At 50.4% G+C, this 21165-nt stretch carries 12 protein-coding genes; all 12 read right to left on the bottom strand.

Annotation, left to right across the window (positions count from 1 at the left end):
* Positions 1-222 precede the first annotated feature (222 nt).
* A complete protein-coding gene (dnaE, locus tag J7438_RS05155) occupies positions 223-3732 on the bottom strand; it encodes a DNA polymerase III subunit alpha (protein ID WP_209275694.1) in 3510 nt (1169 codons plus the stop codon).
* 188 nt (positions 3733-3920) lie between these two features.
* Positions 3921-11774: an AAA family ATPase gene (locus tag J7438_RS05150; RefSeq protein WP_209275693.1), complete on the bottom strand. Its 7854-nt coding sequence runs from the start codon at positions 11772-11774 to the stop codon at positions 3921-3923.
* Between the two features lie 223 nt (positions 11775-11997).
* The gene (locus tag J7438_RS05145) at positions 11998-12357 is read right to left on the bottom strand and encodes a PHP domain-containing protein (protein ID WP_209275692.1); all 360 of its coding nucleotides are present in this window, start codon (positions 12355-12357) and stop codon (positions 11998-12000) included.
* 113 nt (positions 12358-12470) lie between these two features.
* Positions 12471-13061, bottom strand: coding sequence for an ankyrin repeat domain-containing protein (locus J7438_RS05140; protein WP_209275691.1), 591 nt, complete (start codon positions 13059-13061; stop codon positions 12471-12473).
* A 224-nt stretch (positions 13062-13285) separates the two neighbouring features.
* Entirely contained in the window at positions 13286-13678 is a 393-nt protein-coding gene (locus J7438_RS05135) for a hypothetical protein (RefSeq protein ID WP_209275690.1), read from the bottom strand.
* A 334-nt stretch (positions 13679-14012) separates the two neighbouring features.
* Positions 14013-14630, bottom strand: a complete 618-nt coding sequence (gene rnhB / locus J7438_RS05130) for a ribonuclease HII (protein ID WP_209275689.1) — start codon at positions 14628-14630, stop codon at positions 14013-14015.
* Entirely contained in the window at positions 14627-15817 is a 1191-nt protein-coding gene (gene lpxB, locus J7438_RS05125; protein ID WP_209275784.1) for a lipid-A-disaccharide synthase, read from the bottom strand. Before lpxB ends, rnhB begins: the two co-directional genes overlap by 4 nt.
* Entirely contained in the window at positions 15817-16581 is a 765-nt protein-coding gene (lpxA, locus tag J7438_RS05120; protein ID WP_503003887.1) for an acyl-ACP--UDP-N-acetylglucosamine O-acyltransferase, read from the bottom strand. Before lpxA ends, lpxB begins: the two co-directional genes overlap by 1 nt.
* 89 nt (positions 16582-16670) lie before the next feature.
* Positions 16671-17111, bottom strand: a complete 441-nt coding sequence (gene fabZ / locus J7438_RS05115) for a 3-hydroxyacyl-ACP dehydratase FabZ (RefSeq protein WP_209275688.1) — start codon at positions 17109-17111, stop codon at positions 16671-16673.
* A gap of 105 nt (positions 17112-17216) precedes the next feature.
* Entirely contained in the window at positions 17217-18230 is a 1014-nt protein-coding gene (lpxD, locus tag J7438_RS05110) for a UDP-3-O-(3-hydroxymyristoyl)glucosamine N-acyltransferase (RefSeq protein WP_209275687.1), read from the bottom strand.
* Between the two features lie 6 nt (positions 18231-18236).
* Positions 18237-18746 (bottom strand): OmpH/Skp family outer membrane protein, encoded by a 510-nt coding sequence (locus J7438_RS05105; protein ID WP_209200049.1) that lies wholly within the window; start codon positions 18744-18746, stop codon positions 18237-18239.
* Between the two features lie 100 nt (positions 18747-18846).
* The gene (gene bamA / locus J7438_RS05100; RefSeq protein WP_209200048.1) at positions 18847-21162 is read right to left on the bottom strand and encodes an outer membrane protein assembly factor BamA; all 2316 of its coding nucleotides are present in this window, start codon (positions 21160-21162) and stop codon (positions 18847-18849) included.
* Positions 21163-21165 lie beyond the last annotated feature (3 nt).

Below are 21165 nucleotides of genomic sequence, written 5' to 3'. Positions count from 1 at the left end.
ACCATTTGCTTTTCAGGCAACCCGAAAACCCGGCGCAGCCTTCAAGCAAGAAAATTTAGATTCCATTTGGTCATTAACTCTGACTCCATATTCCAATGAAAGTTCTATACAAGGTGATTTTATTTTTCCGTTCAGATTTTCTTACTCCTGAAAAGGGAAACTGCAAAAGACCACAGCTCCTGTTTCATACCTCAATTCCGCATACTCAGTAAGTTCTTTAAGTCAGGCATACTCAACGTTAGCAGCATTTTTGCCAAGCCACTGCCTGAGTTCCAGCACCAGCTCATCACTGGGGCTGACCAGCCACTGCTCGCCGAGCATCAGGCTGGCACGGGCATCGTCCCGATGGTAATCAATCCTGACCGGAAGCCGCCCCGGCTGCCCGCCCAACATTGACGACAGTTTTCGTTCAAAATGACCATCAATCTGCTCATGGGAAACCTCAAGAACCAGGCGACGGGCATAATGGCTGCGGGCATCCACCACTTTCATCACTTTTTTCGAGCGGACTTTCAGGCTACCGGAGTAATCATCAAAGGTGACTTCCCCTTCCACCACCAGCACCGCGTCTTTATGGAGCAGGTGTTGATACTCGCCAAACACATCGGCAAACACCGACACTTCAATCCGTCCGGTGCGATCATCCAGGGTAACAAACGCCATTTTGTCCCCCTTCTTGTTTTTCATCACCCGCATATCCACCACCAGCCCGGCAATATTCTGGCTATCGCCCCGGGCAGGCTGCAGGTCTTTGATACGGTTGCGGATAAAGTGCCGGATTTCACTTTCGTATTCATCAATAGGGTGACCGGTCAGATAGAGCCCAAGGGTATCCTTCTCGCCACCCAGACGAACCTTATCCGTCCATTCGCTGGTTTTCAGATAAGTGTCGTAAACAGCCTCTTCTCCGGCGGGGACCAGGGCACCAAACATATCCATATGACCGGAATCCAGGCTCTTGGCCGCCTGATCCGCCGCTTTGATCGCCTCAAGCTGGCTCGCTTCCAGCACGGCCCGGTTGAAATTCAACTGTTGCGGCTTTTGTGGGACCGGCCCAAGCAGATCCAGCGCCCCGGATTTGATCAATGCCTCCAGCACCCGTTTGTTGATGCTTTTGGCATCCACCCGCTCACAGAAGTCAAACAGGTCCTTGAATGGACCACCCTCTTTACGAGCCCGGACAATCGCCTCAATAGGGCCTTCACCCACGCCCTTGATGGCCCCCAGTCCATAGACAATATGGCCATCGTCATTCACGCCGAACATATATTCGCCGCTGTTCACGCTGGGTGGCAACACAGTCAGCCCCATATCCCGGCACTCCTCAATAAAGGTCACCACCTTATCGGTATTCTGCATATCGGAACTCATGACCGCCGCCATAAACTCCGATGGATAGTGCGCCTTCAACCACAATGTTTGATAGGAAACCAGGGCGTAGGCCGCAGAGTGGGATTTGTTAAAGCCGTAACCCGCGAACTTCTCCACCAGGTCAAAGATCTTCATGGCCAGCTCACCATCAATCCCCTGGCTGATAGCGCCCTCTTCAAAGACTGCCCGCTGCTTGGCCATTTCTTCCGGCTTTTTCTTACCCATGGCCCGGCGCAGCATATCCGCACCACCCAGGGTATAACCGGCCAACACCTGGGCAATCTGCATCACCTGTTCCTGATACAGAATAATGCCGTAAGTGGGCTGCAAAATAGGCTGAAGCCACTCGTGCTGATACTGGGCATCCGGGAACGAGAGTTCCTCCCGGCCATGCTTACGGTTAATAAAGTTGTCCACCATCCCGGACTGCAGCGGCCCCGGACGAAACAGGGCCACCAAAGCGATAATATCTTCAAAGCAATCGGGCTGGAGACGCTTGATCAGATCTTTCATCCCACGGGATTCCAGCTGGAAGACCGCCGTCGTTTCCGCCCGCTTCAGCATGTCGTAGGAACTTTTATCTTCAAGATCGATGGCTTCAATGGCCAGAGGCTCTTCACCCCGCTGCGCCCGGCGGGGGTTAATCAGTTTCAGGGCCCAGTCAATAATGGTCAGTGTTCTCAGGCCCAGAAAGTCGAACTTAACAAGACCTGCGTATTCCACATCATTCTTGTCATACTGGGTGACCACCCCTTTACCGTGCTCATCGCAGTAGAGCGGAGCAAAGTCCGTCAACTTGGTGGGGGCAATCACCACACCACCGGCGTGCTTGCCGACATTTCGCGTGACCCCTTCCAGCTTCAGCGCCATCTCCCAGATTTCCGCCGCTTCTTCGTCGGACTCCAGAAACTCCCGAATGGCTTCTTCCTGTTCATAGGCCTTACTGAGGGTCATGCCGATTTCAAAGGGGATCATTTTGGAAAGGCGATCCGCCAGACCATAAGACTTACCCTGAACCCGGGCCACATCACGCACCACCGCCTTGGCCGCCATGGTTCCGAAGGTGATGATCTGGGAAACCGCATTGCGTCCATAGGTTCGGGCCACATAATCAATCACCCGGTCCCGCCCTTCCATACAGAAGTCAACGTCAAAGTCGGGCATCGACACCCGCTCAGGGTTCAGGAATCGCTCAAACAGCAGGTCGTATTTGATCGGGTCCAGATCGGTGATTTTCTGGGCATAGGCCACCAGGGACCCGGCACCGGAACCACGCCCCGGCCCCACAGGAATACCGTTATTTTTAGACCACTGGATAAAGTCCATTACGATCAGGAAGTACCCGGGGAATCCCATCTGCAAAATGGTGTTCAGCTCAAAGTCCAGTCGCTCCCGGTAGATTTTTTCGGTTTCCGGAAAGTCCGGTGCCGAGGTATCAAACAGAAACGCCAGACGCTCCGTCAGGCCGTCATGGGAAAATTCACGGAAAAACTGATCCATGGTTTTCCCTTCTGGCACGGGATATTCCGGCAGAAAGTACTCACCCAGTTTGACATTAATGGAACAGCGCTGGGCAATGGCCACGGAGTTGGCCAGGGCCTCGGGAATATCCGCAAACAGCTCGACCATCTCATCTTCAGACTTCAGGTACTGCTCTTCGCTGTAGCGATGTTCCCGGCGGGGATCATCCAGAACCACACTTTCGCCGATGCAGACCCTGGACTCATGGGCTTCGAAATCATCCCGGGTCATAAACATCACATCATTGGTGGCCACCACCGGACAGTTGAATTCTGCCGCCAGAGCCACGGAACCATGAACGCACTCTTCATCCCCTGCCCGGTTGGTGCGGTGCAGCTCCAGGTAGAAGCGATCAGGAAACGCCTCCATCCACTCCTGCAATATCTCACCCGCCAGCGGCTTTTTGCCCGATAACAGTGCCCGGCCAATCTCACCTTCCCTGGCACCGGAGAGCGCAATCAGGCCCTCTGACTGAGCCATGATCCACTCCCGTTTAACCAGTGCTTTTTCATGGTGTTGATTTTCCATAAACGCCCGGGAGATCAGCTCGGTCAGGTTGTGATAACCCTGCTCATCCATACACAGCAACACCAGACGGGACGGCGCATACTTGTCCACCGGATTTTCCACCCAGAGGTCAGCACCACAAACAGGTTTGATACCCGCCCCCATGGCCCCGGAATAAAACTTCACCAGCGCACAGAGGTTGGACTGGTCGGTCACCGCCACCGCCGGTGTGCCAGAACCGGAAATCGAGCTGATCAACGGTTTTATTCGCACCAAACCGTCGCTGAGGGAAAACTCGGTATGCACCCGTAAGTGGATAAATCGTGCAGTCATGGGAGAAGGAGGTCCTGAATGGCAATCGGGTAATGATAACAATGAAGGGATGCACCTAACAAATTAATATTTAATGCAATATTTAATGCCAATTAAAAAACAAGTGTTAAATTCCAACATCAAAAAAGTACATTAAAAAAACAGGGAATTCTTTAACCTCAATTTCTCGCAATCCTCGCTACGGATGCTTAAGTCCGACAGTCTCTATTTAGTAGTAACTCATAAATCGACTTAAAATTCACCGTATTCAGGAATTCCCTGGCAATGGTGGTTAATTCCTCAGATTTAAGCACCAGCGCATTGTCCGTGTTGTGTGCCTGACTCAGATAACGGGCCTTAACCGATTTTTCAAGAGCAGAATTATTCTGTGTTTTCGTCATCATGGCATACAGCTCTTCCGGTGAGGATACTTCATGGGCACCATATCTGTTGGAATACCTGCGTCCGACAGAAGCCTCAAGAAAACAATAAGTTAAACGACCGCCCCTGGTTTTTGTCATATGATACAGGTAATAAGTGAATGCCTGGTAAATAGCCTGTTTAACCATAGCGTTAGGGACACTTGAATTGCCATTACCCGGCACATGGAGGGAATTTATAATTGGCTTGTACCTTGTCCAGATTTCCTTGGTTTTTTTATTATACTCTTCAGACTCTTTTTGATTTCGACTGCCTTCTCGCTTCGCTGGAAGACGGGCAGACCTGTGAGTTTTATTGGTATCTCTTCTGGGTACTTTACGAACTTCAGCGAAATATTGAGTATATGTCAGATTATACCTGAAGTTTGTTTCCATAACCTGCCATGGTTCTGATGGATAATGGGCTTCAACTTCATCCGCGATAACTGTGTAGGCCCAATCAGGCTTACCCAGTATAATAACCGGGCGAATGCCAGTCTTACTGGCGTTAAACTTTGGAAAAGCGGGCTTTCGCACCAACATTCGCTCAATGTCCGGAATGCCCTCAGGATTGTCCGTCCAGGACAACTGTAAAGACGAACAGTCGATTTTTTCTACCAGAAATGGCGAAACCCCATTAAAGCTTTGGGTTACAAAAAAATGATTGTCTCCTTTCAGTTCCCAATCGTAATAACTCAGCCACTTCTGGCTATTCATTCCCGGAGTCAGCAATGCTTTATACCACTGTCCCAGGTAATTGACGGCCTGAGCCTTCAATTCCTTTACAGTTTCCAGACGTACCATCAGGTCATGATACTTACGAGCTGGAATAATATCGGTATAGTATATTTGCGGGGGTCTTAGCCAACCCGCCTTGAATGCTTCAACGGCAAACTGAATGACTGGGGGGTGGGCTGAATTACTCTCTGTCAGTATATCCACAATTGAACCCAACCAATGATCATGATCATTATAACGGTTGTGAACAATCGCTTTTGAGTAGAGCGCCTTGAGCAGCCCGCTCACCTGATCTTCACTACTGCTGGACAATATTTGACTCACCGCCTCAGACATCGGTTTATAGTAGGTACAGGAATTCCTACAAAACACCCTGCCAATCAACCCAGATTCATCAACGTTCAGTGTCTCTTTCTTTTCCAGGATTGAGACGCCCAGAGAAAAACCGGTTAAGTCTTTTTTTTCCCAAAGCCTTCTTACCACCTCGCTGGTACTTGGCACTTTACTTGGTAATGCACAGCCTGCCTCAAGGGCTTTGTGCAGATCTTCGATACTCCAATTATAAGCTTTGGCAAGGCGCTGCTGTTGCTCTGGATCAATACTTTCCAGAAACGCCTTAATCTTCTTTGACTCGGTGCTGGAACCACCTCCCTGCCTGAAAGGCTGAAAGTCAGGTTCGATTCGTTTTACATGTTTTACAGGAGCGCCTCCGAGATCCTCTGGCTTCCAGCTCATGCCGCCATCCAGTGAATACTCCGGATACAGGTGGTATTTAGCTCTTACTGCGCGAGCAGGAATTCCAAAATAGCGGCAGAGCGCCACAAATATGGGCGTTCTGTGTTGACAACTGCCCTGTTGACGCCACAGCAGAAAGCGAAAAAAACCTTCACCACCTTCATATTTCTCTGAGCCTTTAAAATTTTCGCAATACTCTGCTATTGCAGCAATACGATCTTTCAGGGTCTTTGCCGACTGAATACAATGAATCTGTTTCTTTTGATTCTCTGGCATATCAGCTGCTGCAAAGCCGTTAAAGAATTCAGTTAATTGTAACTTCATGGGATCAGAAACAGTGCAGTCTAACCTCGCATCGCCAGATTGCTGCAATAAATCCAACGTTTCGACCGATAGTTTTTTACACGAACTTTTTGTCACTCTTTTTTCTACAACGTAGTTAACTGTTATTTCCTGATCATCCCCGACATTTGGAAAACGCACCATGTGAAGGCCTGTATACCTGTCTTTTATCAACCGGTAATCCAGAGACGGTTTTATTCGCAAAGCCTGGATAGTTTCATCCAGGTTCAGACCTGGCAGGTAAAAATACTTATCCTTGTCTACCCACAGGCAATGAACACCCAGGCTCTGCCCACTGCCCAGGGTTACTTCTCCATCAGGCAGAGCGGAGGGAAGCACCACCTCAAAACCGAACGCCCCGGGGCTGAAACTTCGTAGTTCAACATTACCCTTATTATTCAAAGCCACATCAAAGACCTCCAGGCGATACATCCTGGGGCTTTCACGAGAGGAAAAAATCTTTCTCTCCACCAACTGAGGTAACTCTCTGTGTTCATAAGCGGTATCAACATCCAAATGCAGAATCGTTTTGGCGGGTAACTCTGCCTGTTTATCAAGAGGCAGGGTATAGTTTGCGGAAATAGTGGAAGCCTCTGTTTCGCCATTTTCCCGTGGTGCAGATTGAGCAGCTGAATGGTCAGAGAGTGGCTTTCCCGGAGAGTTGTGTGTATCGCCACTATTTACTGAAACAGCACCAGTTACTGAAACAGCACCAGTTACTGAAACAGCACCAGGATATTGTCCATCAATAACTTCCTCTTTTTTTGCCCGTTTCTGGTCTATCGCTTCTGCGCCGGAACTGTGAAAATCTGACCTTTTTCGAGTACCCTGCCTATTGCCACTGCAGGAATAGTGTCTGACGGGGTTTGAGACTATCCGTGAGATTTTCTGCCAAAAAGCAGGCCACAAAAAAACCTTGTTGGCATCCCATGCACTTATCTGTTTGTCAGCTTCCCGGAAGTATGGCTGGTTAGTGGATATTTTCAGGGTTTGCTTTTGGGCATCCGTCAGGGTAAAGACTGTATTTGCCTCCACCCCAGTGTGATTAAACCTGTGATCAAACCAACAGTGCTGCCAGTATCGATAAAGAGTCTGGGTCAGAGTATCATCCGCATCTTTCGGTTTCGGGGAGAGATCCGAAGCCAGCCATTGGGCCTGAGCCACACGCTTGATGATTTCCGTTCGGGCCTCTGCATCACCCAGGTCAGCCTTGATTTGTATTTCATGGTGCTGTTCATCAATATGGTTGAGATTGCTGCGACGTATCAACCAGGGGCGATCAGAGCCAAGCTTCGTGTGGTGAAACCAATTGCAAAGTATAGGATCAATCCCCCACTGGCCAATGGGCACAGCCGATAATTCCGGCAATTTCTCCAGGGTTGCTCTGACCGCTATAAAATAAAGGTGATAGTGATGATTGATGTGTTGACGGAGCGTATTTTCGGTAAAGTCTCCTTCTTTAATGACGGCCCTGGCCAGATTTTGTAAATCCAGGCCGGTGGGCTGCAAGGGCAGGCCTTGCTGTTGCAAACAGGCCCTCAGTTGACAGTGCCACTGTGTCAACAATTCAGCGGCGGACTTGCCCTTTGGCGTTTGTGGCAACACTTTTTCAACAATGGCCTGCAGTTCCGCCGGATTATATTGTCGGATAGGCAAATGGCGGAAACGTCCTTTCAACGCCGGTGATAACGGTTTTCGTCCACTGTACCGGGGAGGATTGGTGGTGGCAAACAGGTGGAACCCCGGATGAGCGTCACCGGCCAGAATATCATTGAGTTCCCCTTCCAGGTGCTGGCTATCAATCAGATTCAATTCAGAAATGACTACGATGCCACCGTTGACTTTCGCCCGCTGGATGGCTTCGCACACTCTGTCCCAGGGACAATCCCCGGCATTGCAATAAAATACCTCCGGCATGGATTCTCCCCGCTGTGCAACCTGCTGTTTGAAGCTTTCAATCAACAGGTTCAGGGTGACATCCTTACCCCGCCCGGCAGGGCCTTCAATCAGGGTAGCCTGACGACCATGATGTTTGCTGACGTGATGATGCGCTTGCTGACATCGGCTTAAATCCTGACCAAGCCGTTGCACCAATTCACTGACCGCTGATCCGGAGGTATCAAACTCCGGCCGGGTTTGTAACGTCGCCCGGATAAAAGCGTTTCGTATACCCTCCAGGACCTGAGTATGTACCAGGTCTCTCAACGTGTTGTCTACCCGGTCACGGGCAGAAAACCAGAGTTCCAGTGCTGTCCTGGCATCCTGACTCACCCCGGAAATTTCTGAGCCCAGTACATCCTGAAAACTCTGCAAGATCAACCCATCCACCCGTTCACGGGTAACGCTGCCCTGTCTGTGCCCATTGGATAATGCACGATCCAGATACCAACCCACCCAGCTGCAGATATCGGTCAAATCCCTGGGAGTAAACTCATGTTCCGGCAGCAATTCCGGATAATATTGCCAAAGCACCATCACACGGTCACTGGCGCTTCGTACAATGTCGTCTGTTTGCGGTTCTGGCAAATACCGTTGTAACTGCCTTAGCAAAGCAGGTTCAACCACCCGGTCCCTGAGATAAGCCCGATTTAAGGGAAGGTAGTATGCCCCGGGCAGTTTCTCCTTCAGCACGGGGTCCAATTGGCGTCCGGCGTAATGGACCGGGTTCCCGGTCAAAATCACTCTGTGCTGAGCAGTCACCTTAACCGGGTGACCGTTAACATAGATGCACGGTGTCGGCTCCCATAAACCATTCAGTGAAGCCTGCAATCCGGTATTGGCCAGATTGGCCTCATCCAGAACCACTGTGACATAATGACCGTCAGCGGCAGGTTGAGTATTGGCCCATTCCAGTAATGCCCTCTCTTGTAATGCCATATAACGATCACCACCGGTGCCGGTATGTTCCCGCCATTGCCAGCGTTTCATCAGGGTCTGTTCGCTGTCGCAGGGGCCAAGAGAAATCAGCGAAGCAAATCCGGACGCCTCGGCAGTTTTGGCGGCAAAATAACTTTTACCAGTTCCGGTTTCTCCCTGCAGGAAAATGACGGGAGAATCCTCAAGCCGGTCATAGAGCCTGGATAAACGACGAAGTTCCCGATCCTTCTGGTTAACCGAGCCGTAATAAAGATCATGGGCCAGCGCCTGAAGCGGAGCCTGAGCGCAACCTTGCCATTCAAGTGATTGCGCCAGCAGGTGCTCCAGCCGCGCAATGCGCTCCGGTTCATTTTTTCTGGCTACTCTCTCCTGGCTAATACGATAACAATCCGTCGCCAGAGTATGAATGGCATCCGATCGGGTCTGTACTGAATATGGACGTAACTGCCAGCCAGAAGCCAGCGCATCTTCCAACCGCCTGATCTGATTTTGTGGCCTGATTGTTAACTGTTGATACTGCTCTGCCAGCAGTGGATCAACCTGCAGCTGAAAAGCCACCGAACTTCGCAGCATCCGGGGCGTTTGTGCGACAATCAAGGCACAGAGGCAATCCATACATTCGTCGGACATGTAGGCTCGAAATGGACTTTCATAGAACAGTTGTGGTTGTTCAAAAACAGTATTGGCAAATACAGTCGGGCCAAAAGCCCTGGCCAGTTGCCACACATTGAGCCTGACAAAACTCCTGTCTAACGGCTGGGCGCTGCTAATGACAGCATTCAACCGCTCAGGATCCACCCAGGCAGTTTGCGCTGTATCCGGTAATAACTGCCTGCAAGCCACCTTCATAAAATCACGAACTGACGGATTCTGCCGGGTGCCATGACTGAATACGCTATTGATGGCTTTGCGCCAATGGCAGGGTTGCAGCTGTGGTGCATGGTCAACCTGCTGTGCCCGCCGGGCAGCCAATATCAGGTTATTCAACAACCCTTCTGTGATTTCAGGCAATGGATGACAAAGGGTGGCAGGTACGGTTTTAAAAGCTTCGCAGAGTTGCCTGAGCGCCTGTTCCGGGAGTTCACTCCGGGACATACCATGATGTTCGGCGGTGATATTCCAGATATCTACCGGTGGACATGACTCTGCGGCGGCGATCATTGCGCTCCATACCGGGGATGGGCTTTGTGCAAGCCCGGGCCAGAGTACGGTAATACAAGCTTTCGGGTAAGCCTGTAATGTGCCGTTAACCAGCAGAGGTTGTCCATATACCAGGGGCTCAAGCAGCTGCTGAAGCTTTGGATTGCTCTCCAGCCCCCGGAATACGACGGGCTTGCCCGTGGTCAAAGCTGCCTGCAAGCCACTCTGACAGCGGCCAAAATGCGCCTTTTGCTCCGAGGTGATAAAGATATTGTCAAACAACTGGCTGAAGCCGGTCTGGTTATTGATCTGTATCACCAGGGGCGTTTCCTGATGACCATTAATCCAGTGATTTGCCTGGGCACTGTGCTGATAAGTCACTGTGTTAACGGGAGCGTGATCCCCGATATTATCTTTACAGCCAATGTAGCTGGCCAGTTCCGGTTGCCCGGCTTTTTCTGTCAGCCCAAGTGATTGCGGTTGCCGCTGTGAATGAGCGACCTGAAGCTTCGGTTTTACCCCTGTGGTCTGGTGGATATTCTGCAGTGCACCCAGCAAAAGAAACCAGAGCGCTTCACTGAGAGGTGAGGTGACTGTCACCACGTCACCGGCCTTAACCTGGTCCAGCAAGCTGGTGTTAGGAACCGCAAAACCCTCCTGCCCGATACTGATTGGCCCCAACCATTCCATAATATTGCTATGGTTAATAATCAACGGGTTTTGTGGCTCGTTACAGGCAAGTCTTGCATCCCCCGAGTTAGCCATGGTTTGAAACAGCGATAGCAGCTCGTCATCTCCCACCGGCATCCGGTAAAACTGAATATCTTCTGGCAGAGTACAGACAGCCCCGTTGCTCTCATAACGTTTTTGCGCCAGCAGTTGGCGAATGGTCTGTTCAAATGCCAGACTATTCCAGTCGGCTCCTTTGAGAATCACCCGTTGCCCGACTTTCAATTGCTCAAATTTGCCTGGCAGGTGCCGGATACGCCCCTGCTTATCCACCGCGGGTCCACCAAAAAACAGCTGTCGCCAATTACTGTGCAAATGACAGTGGATAATAACGGTATTGCCATCATCCATAGCACTGTCCGGGGGGAGTTCAGCCAATACCGGTGGCACATCACCGATATCCATTGTCTGGTCATTGCCATTGTCTGCGTCAAACTGCCAGGTATTGCCCGGTCGATTAATTCGTCGCCAGAAATCCGCACCCGGTGCTTCGTCACTTTTCCCCACCATCGCCAACTGCCCATGACTGGCCAATACCAGCAGCGAAACATGTTCACCCAGAGCACGTTTTTTCTGAGTGACTTTGTCAAACAGACAAGGATTATCCGGATCCAGCAAATCATTAAGTTTTGGCAGCTCTTCACTGGTGAGCATTCGGATATCGATAACCAGGGTCAAAGGCTCGTTATTTTCAAATAGCTTGCCCGGTTTCAGAGAGTGATGACCGGTCCCGGCAATACTCAAGCGGCTGAGCAGGTTCCCCTGCGAGAGATCATCCGGATGAGAAAGAATGACTACGTCTTGCTCATGGGTTTGAGCAGATAAAAGCTGTCGAACCTGATTATTATTAGCGACAAAACGAAAATCAAAGGAATGGGAAAACCTCAGGTCTGGTGAAACCTGTAAGCATACAGTTCTCGCATTGTCAGACAGCGGAATCCGGGGTGACGTTAAATGCAGCCTGGATTGTACTTCAACGCACATATCCACTGGCTTTAACGGTTGCTTTAATTTTGCCTTTTTGGCCGACAAGTTACGCTCTGATTCCAATCGTACATTGTTTCCACTATTTTGAATGTTCATAGATCCCGCTACTCCATTATCCATAAGGTTCTTTTTGGATTACAGACTGCTGAACTATTCTTTGCAGAAAAAAACACCCGGTATCAGAAAAGACACCTATCAAGAAATATTGCTTTAAAACTGAAAGTTGTCAGGTAGTTTAGAATACAAATAGCTGACCACGGTTTAGTTCAGGTTATGTGTTGATAAAACCCCTTGGATCGATATTCGATTTAAAAAGCCTTCAAGTGAGAGCATATGAGTCTTTATGAGACTCATGGAAAAAGGTTTCATCTTCCTCGGCAATACCGGATAACAGGCCATATGAGTCATTTTCTACCATACACAGCAGTATCAGGCGCGATGGTGCATACTTATCCGCCGGATTTTCCACCCAGAGGTCAGCACCACAAACAGGCTTGATACCCGCCCCCATGGCTCCCGAATAAAACGTCACCAACGCACAGAGGTTGGACTGGTCGGTCACCGCCACCGCCGGTATGCCAGAGCCGAAAATCGCACTGATCAGCGGTTTTATTCGCACCAGCCCGTCGCTGAGGGAAAACTCGGTATGCACCCGTAAGTGGATAAATCGTGCTGTCATGGATGAAGGAGGTCCTGAATGGCAATCCGATCATGATATCAACGAAAGAACACAGCTAAATTAATATTTAAAGAAATATATAATGATAATTAATAAACAAGTCCGACGAGAATTCACAACAATTTTGCCGGTCCAATGGATGGCTGCCGAATGGCACTGTAAGAAGCAGAGTGACCGGCAAGCAGTGGTGTGTGTTCACTGGATGGGACAATTTTTCTTTTTTTTATGGCTTTTGCTGCTTTTAACATTACCACTGTTTCTCTGCTTCCATGATAACGCCGAGCGGCTGCCTCAGGTGACCTGGTGAACGAAAAACGCCACAGTCGAAATATTTCCGCTTTTTTGTTTGGATCTGCACCATTGGCTAATAAGAGTTCAACAATCTTATTGTTACCCAGCTTAGCGGCAAAATAGAGCGGAGTGGCCCCTTTTACAGTAGCCTGGTTAACAGCAGCACCGTTTTCGATCAGCAGCCGGACCACCTCAACATGTCCTTTTTTCACGGCAAAAGAGAGCGGTGTATTGCCTATAACAGTCGCCAGGTTAACCTTAGCCTCATTGTTGATCAGCAGCTGAACCAGCTCAATATCCCTCCTCAGCGCAGCAAAACTGAGCGGCATATAACCGCTAGGAGGCTGACCGAGAATAGACTGCCCTACTGCGGCGACAGCAAATTGGTCTAAAAATCCGCTTTTGTTCGGCAAATAGCCCCGCTATTCACCTCACAAAACCGAATTTTTATCCTCAATTTTCTGCCGTCCTCGCTACGGGGTCGCCTAGACGGGCGCTATTCTCGGACAGCCTCCTAGCTTCTGCATCCTTGCAGTCGTGGGTTGAGTTGATAAACATACCATTCGTACTGAAGGGGGTCGAAGTGCGGTACCCACACCCTTCGACTCCGCTTCAGGATGAGCGGGGTATACGGATATTAACGCTTTTCTGCAACAGGAGCTATGTGCTGCTCCTCAACGGTCAGGTAACCCGGTTTGGCGTGCTCGACCTGTCGGTCCGGAAGCGGCTTAAAGCACGGGCAGTCATCTATGCAGATACAGGCGACAGCAGCACCACAAGTAGCAGCAGCACAAACAGGTAGGCCGGTAGCGATAACTGCAGCTGTTTTCCAGCTGGAAAGAGCACCACCAATAAGAGAGGCTAAACCGGTACTCCCAGCGATAAGGCCAACAGTCGTGACAGCATCTCTTTTAACAGTGGCGTTACAATTAAGGGTATAATCTGATATTCGATATTCCTCTGGTTGTGGCTGCGTGGTCACGGGCGGAAAAGGCTTATATGGATTCATACCATTCATATTGAAATTCATTCTTATAAACTCAAATTTTCTGTTGCTGACACAACAAAGTTCCAGATTCTTTCTTGTTTTCAGAAAGGCTTGAAATACTCAGTGTTAGTGAGCTTGTTATTTGAGTGAGTTATTAAGCAAAAGTTCCTTCAGAATTATCACCATTTGGTCACAGCAGGCATGCCGGTTAACTGCCCTCCTGCGCTACGCAATGTCTCTCGTAAAAGTACCAGCTCCTCACAGACACTGTAAATCTGACCTGACAACGCCCACATTGAAATGACTGTATTATTGCGACCCAAAGACCTGCACAGGCCAAGCCTGGCAGGGCTTGTTGCGTCCGTTGCTTTTTATTTCAACTGACCACGTCAGCCAGGAGCTCCCGAACTGGCTTGAAGGAACGACGATGGACGGGAGCAGGCCCCAACTTTTTTAATGCTTCAAGGTGGACTTTAGTAGGATAACCTTTATGCCCTGCGATGCCATAACCCGGCCACTCCCTGTCCATAATCAACATTTCCCGGTCGCGGGTCACCTTGGCAATAATGGAAGCGGCAGCAATCTCAGGAACACGACTATCGCCTTTTACAATGGCTTCAGCACGACAGGAAAGCGTTGGACAGCGGTTACCATCGATATAAGCCAGTTCAGGCCTGACCGATAATCCCTCAACGGCACGCTGCATTGCCAGCAGGGTGGCATGGAGAATATTCAGCTGATCAATTTCTGCTACTTCAGCCCTGCCCAGTGACCAGGCCAGGGCGTTATGACAAATAACGTCAAAAAGTGCCTCCCGCTTTTTCTCCGACAGTTTTTTGGAATCATTCAAACCTTCAATCGGGCGGGCAGGATCCAGGATAACAGCAGCAGCAATCACCGGGCCACACAGCGGACCTCTGCCCACTTCGTCAACACCGGCAACAATGATTCCTGTGTCACTGATGTCACACCAGTCAAATTGATTTTGCTTCATTGACTCTCTACCCGCTGCCTGGTCCGCTGAACAACTGATATCACCGCTTCATAGGCCAGCCTGCTGGCATCCTGCTTCAGTTGATGGTGAATCTCCTTAAAAGACTGTTCCAGAGCCTCTCTGTACGCCTGATCCTCAATGGCCTTCCTGATCAAAACCCGGAGATTTTCAGGAGTAGCATCGTCCTGTAACACTTCAGGCACCAGCGCTTTGTCCGCCAGAAGATTGGGCAGTGAGACATATTTGACCTTAACCATACGGCTGACTATGGCAAAACTGAGCGGTGCCATTTTATAACTGACAACCAGCGGCTTTTTATGCAGTGCAGCTTCAAGAACAGCGGTTCCCGAGGCGATCAGAATCGCATCCGAGGCGGCCATAACCGATTGCGCCTGACCATCATAGACCGTTACGTCCAGGTCTGGAAACTCACTGACAATGGGTAGAAGTTGCTTTTTTCGTCGCTCATTGGCACAGGGAATTAAAAAGCGGGCATCCGGGAAATCTTTTCTGAGCAGGCGGGCGGTCTCGAGAAATAGTTGACCAAGTTTGGCTATCTCTGGTTTGCGGCTGCCTGGCAAGAGCCCAATTACCGGCCCACCGCCAGGACTGACACCCAGGGTATGTCTGGCTGCGTCTTGATCCGGATGCATGGAAATCTGGTCAGCCAGGGGGTGGCCAACGAAGGTCACAGGTACACCATGATCCCTGTAATAGTCCGCTTCAAACGGGAGCAGTGCCAGCATATGGTCTACGGAGTGCCGGATTTTTTTCAGACGGCCTTCACGCCAGGCCCACACCTGGGGGCTGACATAATGCACGGTTGGAATACCGGCAGCTTTCAGCCTGCGTTCAAGGGCCAGATTAAAATCAGGGGCATCAATACCAATAAATACATCGGGCTGGTCGGCAATCAGCCGCTCCCGCAACTGTTTGCGAATACCCAGCAGTTCTCGCAAACGACCCAGGACCTCAACCAGCCCCATCACCGATAACCGCTCCATGGGGAACAAGCTGTCAAAACCCTCTGACTGCATCAGGGGACCGCCAATACCATAGCAGTAAGCATCTGGACAATGTCGTTTGATTTCCCGGATCAGCCCGGCCCCGAGAATATCCCCTGAGGCTTCTCCTGCAACCAATGCCACACGTAATGATAACCCCGGGGAAGAAACAGCCGACTGCATCACCGGGTAATACCACGGCTTGATGATTTCAGAGAGTCAATCAGCAGTTGAATTTCCGGTAACGGCTCCATACTCTCGAGACGATCAATCGCTTCAGCCGTTCTCAGCCCCTGACGGTAAATGATCTTGTAGCACTGTCTCAGTTTGCTGATCAGTTCAGGCGTGTATCCCCGGCGACGCATGCCTTCAAAGTTCATACCATGGGCTTCAGCCGGGTTACCACTGGACATGATAAATGCCGGCACATCCTTGAACAGTGCCGTATGGGCAGCGCTCATACTGAAAGCACCAATCTTGCAGAACTGATGCACCGTCGTGTAACCGCCCAGGATGGCGCTATCACCAACCATCACATGACCGGCAAGTGCCACATTATTGGCAATAATACAGTTGTCGCCTATAACACAGTCATGGGCCACATGCACATAGGCCATCAGCAAATTGTTACTGCCAATAGCAGTCAGCCATTGATCCTGAATGGTGCCACGATGGATGGTACAACCTTCACGGATAATATTGTTATCGCCAATCACCAGCCGAGTGGGTTCACCAGCGTATTTTTTATCCTGACACTCTTCACCAACACTGGAAAACTGAAAAATACGGTTATTTTTCCCGATCACCGTCGGGCCCTTGATCACCACATGAGAGTGAATACGGCTACCCATACCCACTTCAACACCCGACCCAATATAAGTCCATGGCCCAACTTCAACATCTACACCAATACGGGCACCCGGTTCGACAATGGCCGACGGATGCACTTTGGCGGTTGGATGAATATCGGCTTGCAACGGGCTAATGGTTTCAACCGCCCCGGCAGCTTCAGAATCAGTAACGGAGAGTGTGTCGCTCAAGATTTTATTTCCTTTCTTGCACACGTAACTTCTGCATTGCAGACAATATTACCATCAACCACCGCCTCACAGGCAAATTTCCAGATATCCCGTTTCCGTGCCAACAGTGTTGCCCGGAGAATCAGCTGATCACCGGGAACCACCGGTTTGCGAAAACGGACCTTATCCGCTCCGGCAAAAAAATAGATCGTGTCGCCATCCGTCTTGCGAATGTGGTAACCGAGAATACCTGCCGACTGAGCCATCGCTTCAATAATCAACACCCCCGGCATCACCGGATGCTGTGGGAAATGACCATTAAAATGCGGCTCATTACTGGACACATTTTTAAGACATTCGATGGTGCCATTTTCTGTATCCACATGAAGAACCCGGTCCACCAGCAGAAAAGGATACCGATGGGGCAGGATCTCCTTAATGACCTCAATTCGTCTCATTCACCTTAAACTCTAAAACAGAAAAAGGCTGGACAACCAGCCTTTCCTTTACCGTAAAAATTCTTACCCTGGTAGCAGCCAGGTTTCAGTGGACTTATATCAGTCTCACTGTTTCTCCAGCTGTTTAACCCGCCTGGCCAGATCATCCAGTTGCCGGAAACGAACCACGTTTTTCCGCCACTCACGACTCTCCATAAAACCAGTACCGGAAGAGTAGGAACCAGCCCTGGTAATTGAGCGCGTAATCATGGCCATGCCACTGATAAACGTCCCATCAGCAATGGTCAGATGACCGGCAAAACCGGCGGCTCCGGCAATAGTACAGTTTTTACCAATCTTTGTACTTCCGGAAATACCGACACCCGCGGCAATAGCTGTGTTCTCGCCGATTACCACATTATGAGCAATCTGAATCAGGTTATCGAGACGGACACCACTGTGTATTTCCGTATTACCCAGGGCACCACGGTCAATACAGGTGTTGTTGCCAATTTCGACATCACTGCCGATCACCACACCACCGATCTGGGCGATTTTGTACCAGCGGCCATCTGCGTGTGCATTACCGAAACCATCACCACCGATCACCGCTCCGGAGTGGATGATGGTTCGATCACCGATGGTGACACCATGGCAGACCGTAACATTGCGATGCAGGTGGACATCGGCACCAAGCACGGAGTCGTGCCCCACCACGGTACCGGCATCAATGCGAACACCGGCGGCAATCTGAACGCCTGCCTCAATAACAACGTTGGCACCGATGGCAGCGGTCGCATCAACAATCACTGTCTCATCAACCACGGCACTTGGGTGGATACCTGCATTGCCACCACGGTCAGTATCGAACAGGGAGGAGAGCCGGGCATAACCCAGGTATGGGTTATCAAGAACCAGGGCATTTCCGGCAAACCCATTGGCGGAATCCGGGCAGAGAATAACCGCACCGGCCTGAGTGGTTTCCAGATATCGGGCATAGGCCGGATTGGCCAGAAAGCTTAACTCATGCCCCCGGGCATCCTGAAGGGTATTCAGACCTGAGACCTGCTTATCCCCATTTCCCTGCAGTCGGGCACCACACTGTTCTGCCAGTTGGGACAAAGTATAAACATCAGTCATGATTCATTACTTCATCTGGTTGAGGCTTTCGATGACCTTGCGAGTGATATCAATACCAGGGCTGCCATAGATGGCCATCTGACGATCAATGACCAGATCCAGCTTTAATTCACTAATAACGGTATCGATGGCAGTCTGCAGTTTTGGCCGCAGCTTTTCACGCTCAGCATTATCTGCTTCTGCTTTGTCAGTCTGATACTGGCGTCCTTTCAGTTGCAAATCTTCATACTTGCGCTGCAACTCCAGCTGGCGAACTTTCAATTGCTCGGCGCTCAAAGTCGGGCCATCTTTTTGCAGTTTTTCCTGCATATTACGAACTTCACTCTCCAGCTTCTGCAGAGCCACTAACTGAGGCTTGAACTTGGCTTCAGACTTTTTGGCGTATTGTTTGCCTGCATCGGATTCACTTAACACCATCACCGTATCAAGCACACCCACTTTAGTGCCAGTAGTGGCTGCATTGGCCAAAGGGGCCAGCATAATCAGGGCCAGGAATGCCAGTCTGATGGATTTCAAAATAAATCTCCTGAAAACGGTAAAAGGAGGCATTATAAAGAAAAGGTGCCTGATAGCACCTTTTAATTACGTAAAATACCCTCTTTCAAGAGGGCTTTGCTTAGAATGGAGTACCCAGAGAGAACTGGAAGGTCTGGGTTTCATCCCTGCCTTTGGCATTCAGAGCCTTAGCCAAACTGAAAGTCAGCGGGCCAAGGGGGGTAATCCAGGTCAGGCCCATACCAGCACTGTAACGCAGCTCGCCCAGGTCCGGCTTGTAACAATCAACCACCTGTGAGCTGCAGCTCGTATCAAACACATTACCATAGTCAAAGAACACGCTGGTCCTTAATGAACGCTGATCCTTGACAAAGGGCAACGGGAATAGCACTTCAACCGTACCCTCAAGCAGAACATCTCCACCCATGCTGTTGAAGTCATCACCGTTATCCCGTTGCGCAGCCTTGGGCCCAAGGGAGTTATCATTGTAACCCCTTACAGAACCAAAACCACCGGCATAAAAGTTCTCAAAGAACGGCATTTCTGAAGTGCTGCCATAGGCACCGCCATAACCCAGGCGGGTGGCAAAACGCGCCGTCAGACTGCGGGTAATGGGCTGGAAGTACTGACCTCGATACACCAGCTTATAAAACGTAGTGGTTGAGCCCGGCATCGCGGCAGACAGCGACAAACTCTGGGAATAACCCGCCGTTGGCAGTAGCCCACGGTTCAACTCTGACTGCGACCAGCCCAATGACGCCTTGATATTGGTAAACTTGCGTCCTTCTTCATCCAGATAATCCAGGATAACCTGGGGAGTGCCAGAACCGGTGGTAATTTCCGTACCATCAACCCCGAGACTGAAATTAATGGACTCTGTTTCAGACAATGGATACCCGAAACGAACGTTACCGCCAAAAGTATCAGCCGCATAACTGGAGATATCCGAATCACTGTAATCGTAGGTTCGATAGTAAATATCATAACCACGGGATACACCGTCAATGGTGTAATAGGGATCCATAAAACTGAAATTGTAGAGCTGGCTGACATCACTCTTGTTCAAACCAACAGTGACCTTGTTGCCGGTTCCCAGAAAGTTATTCTGGCTGACCGAGCCACCAAGCAACAGACCATCAGACTGGGAGAAACCGATACTGGCCGTAACACTGCCGGAAGGCTGCTCTTCTACGGTGTAATTAACATCAATCTGATCGCTGGTTCCCGGCACCGGCGGCGTTTCAACATTGACCTCCTTGAAATACCCCAGACGCTCGAGCCGCACCTTGGACTGCTCAATCTTCTGGGTATTGGCAGAAGCACCCTCCATCTGGCGCATTTCCCGACGCAGTACCTCATCATCGGTCTTGGTATTCCCGGAGAAATTAATCCGTCGGACATACGCTCTGCGGCCCGGATCAACAAAGAAGGTCAACTCAACGGTTTTGTTGTCATGGTCCGGTTTGGGAATTCCGGTCACATTGGCAAAGGTATACCCTTCGTTGCCAAGGCGACGGCTCAGAATCTCTTCCGTGGTAGTAATCAGTCTGCGGGAGAACACCTGCTCTGGCTGGGCCAGCAGCAGCTTTCTTGCCTCATCTTCGGGAATCACCAGATCACCGGCCAGCTTAACGTCACTGACTGTGTATTTATCACCCTCAGCAACGTTGACCGTAATGTACACACTCTGCTTGTCAGGGCTGATAGACACCTGGGTGGAGGTAATATTGAAGTTGATATACCCCCGGTCCAGGTACCATGACCGCAAACGCTCCAGGTCACCGGACAGTTTCTCCCGGGAGTATTTATCCGCAGAACTGAAAAATTGATACCACTCGGTTTTCTGCAGCTCAAACAGGTCAATCAGTTCATCCCTGGGGAAGGCCGTATTACCCACAACATTGACATGCTGTATGGTGGCCACCTTGCCTTCCTTGACATTGATGCGCAGCTTCACCCGGTTACGGGGCTGCGCTTCAACATCGGCAGTGATTCTGGCACCGTATCGCCCCTGGGCAACGTATTGACGCTCAAGCTCAAGACGGATCGCTTCCAGGGTGGCCTGCTGGAAAATCTCCCCTTCCGCCAGACCGGACCGCTCCAGACCAGTAATCAGATCTTCCGTCTTGATCGCCTTGTTACCCTTGATCTCAATTGCGCTGATGGAGGGTCGTTCAACCACGGCAACCACCAGAACATCACCTTCACGGGCCATACGAATATCATTGAAATACCCGGTTTGATAGAGCGCCCGGGCGGCCCCGGCAATATCCGGTGATTCAATATCATCGCCAACCTCAACCGGCAGGGCATTAAAAACTGTCCCGGCTGAAACCCGTTGAAGGCCATCAATCCGGATATCTGAGACGACGAAGGCCTGGGCAGCAGGCGCGATGGCTAAAGAGCCAATCAGCAGAGACAACAGTGATCGCTTCATGGA

The sequence above is a fragment of the Thalassotalea sp. G20_0 genome (assembly GCF_017744175.1).
Lineage (GTDB): Bacteria > Pseudomonadota > Gammaproteobacteria > Pseudomonadales > Endozoicomonadaceae > Endozoicomonas.
The sequence above is the reverse complement of the archived record's forward strand: the minus strand, read 5'-3'. Positions and strand labels throughout refer to the sequence as shown.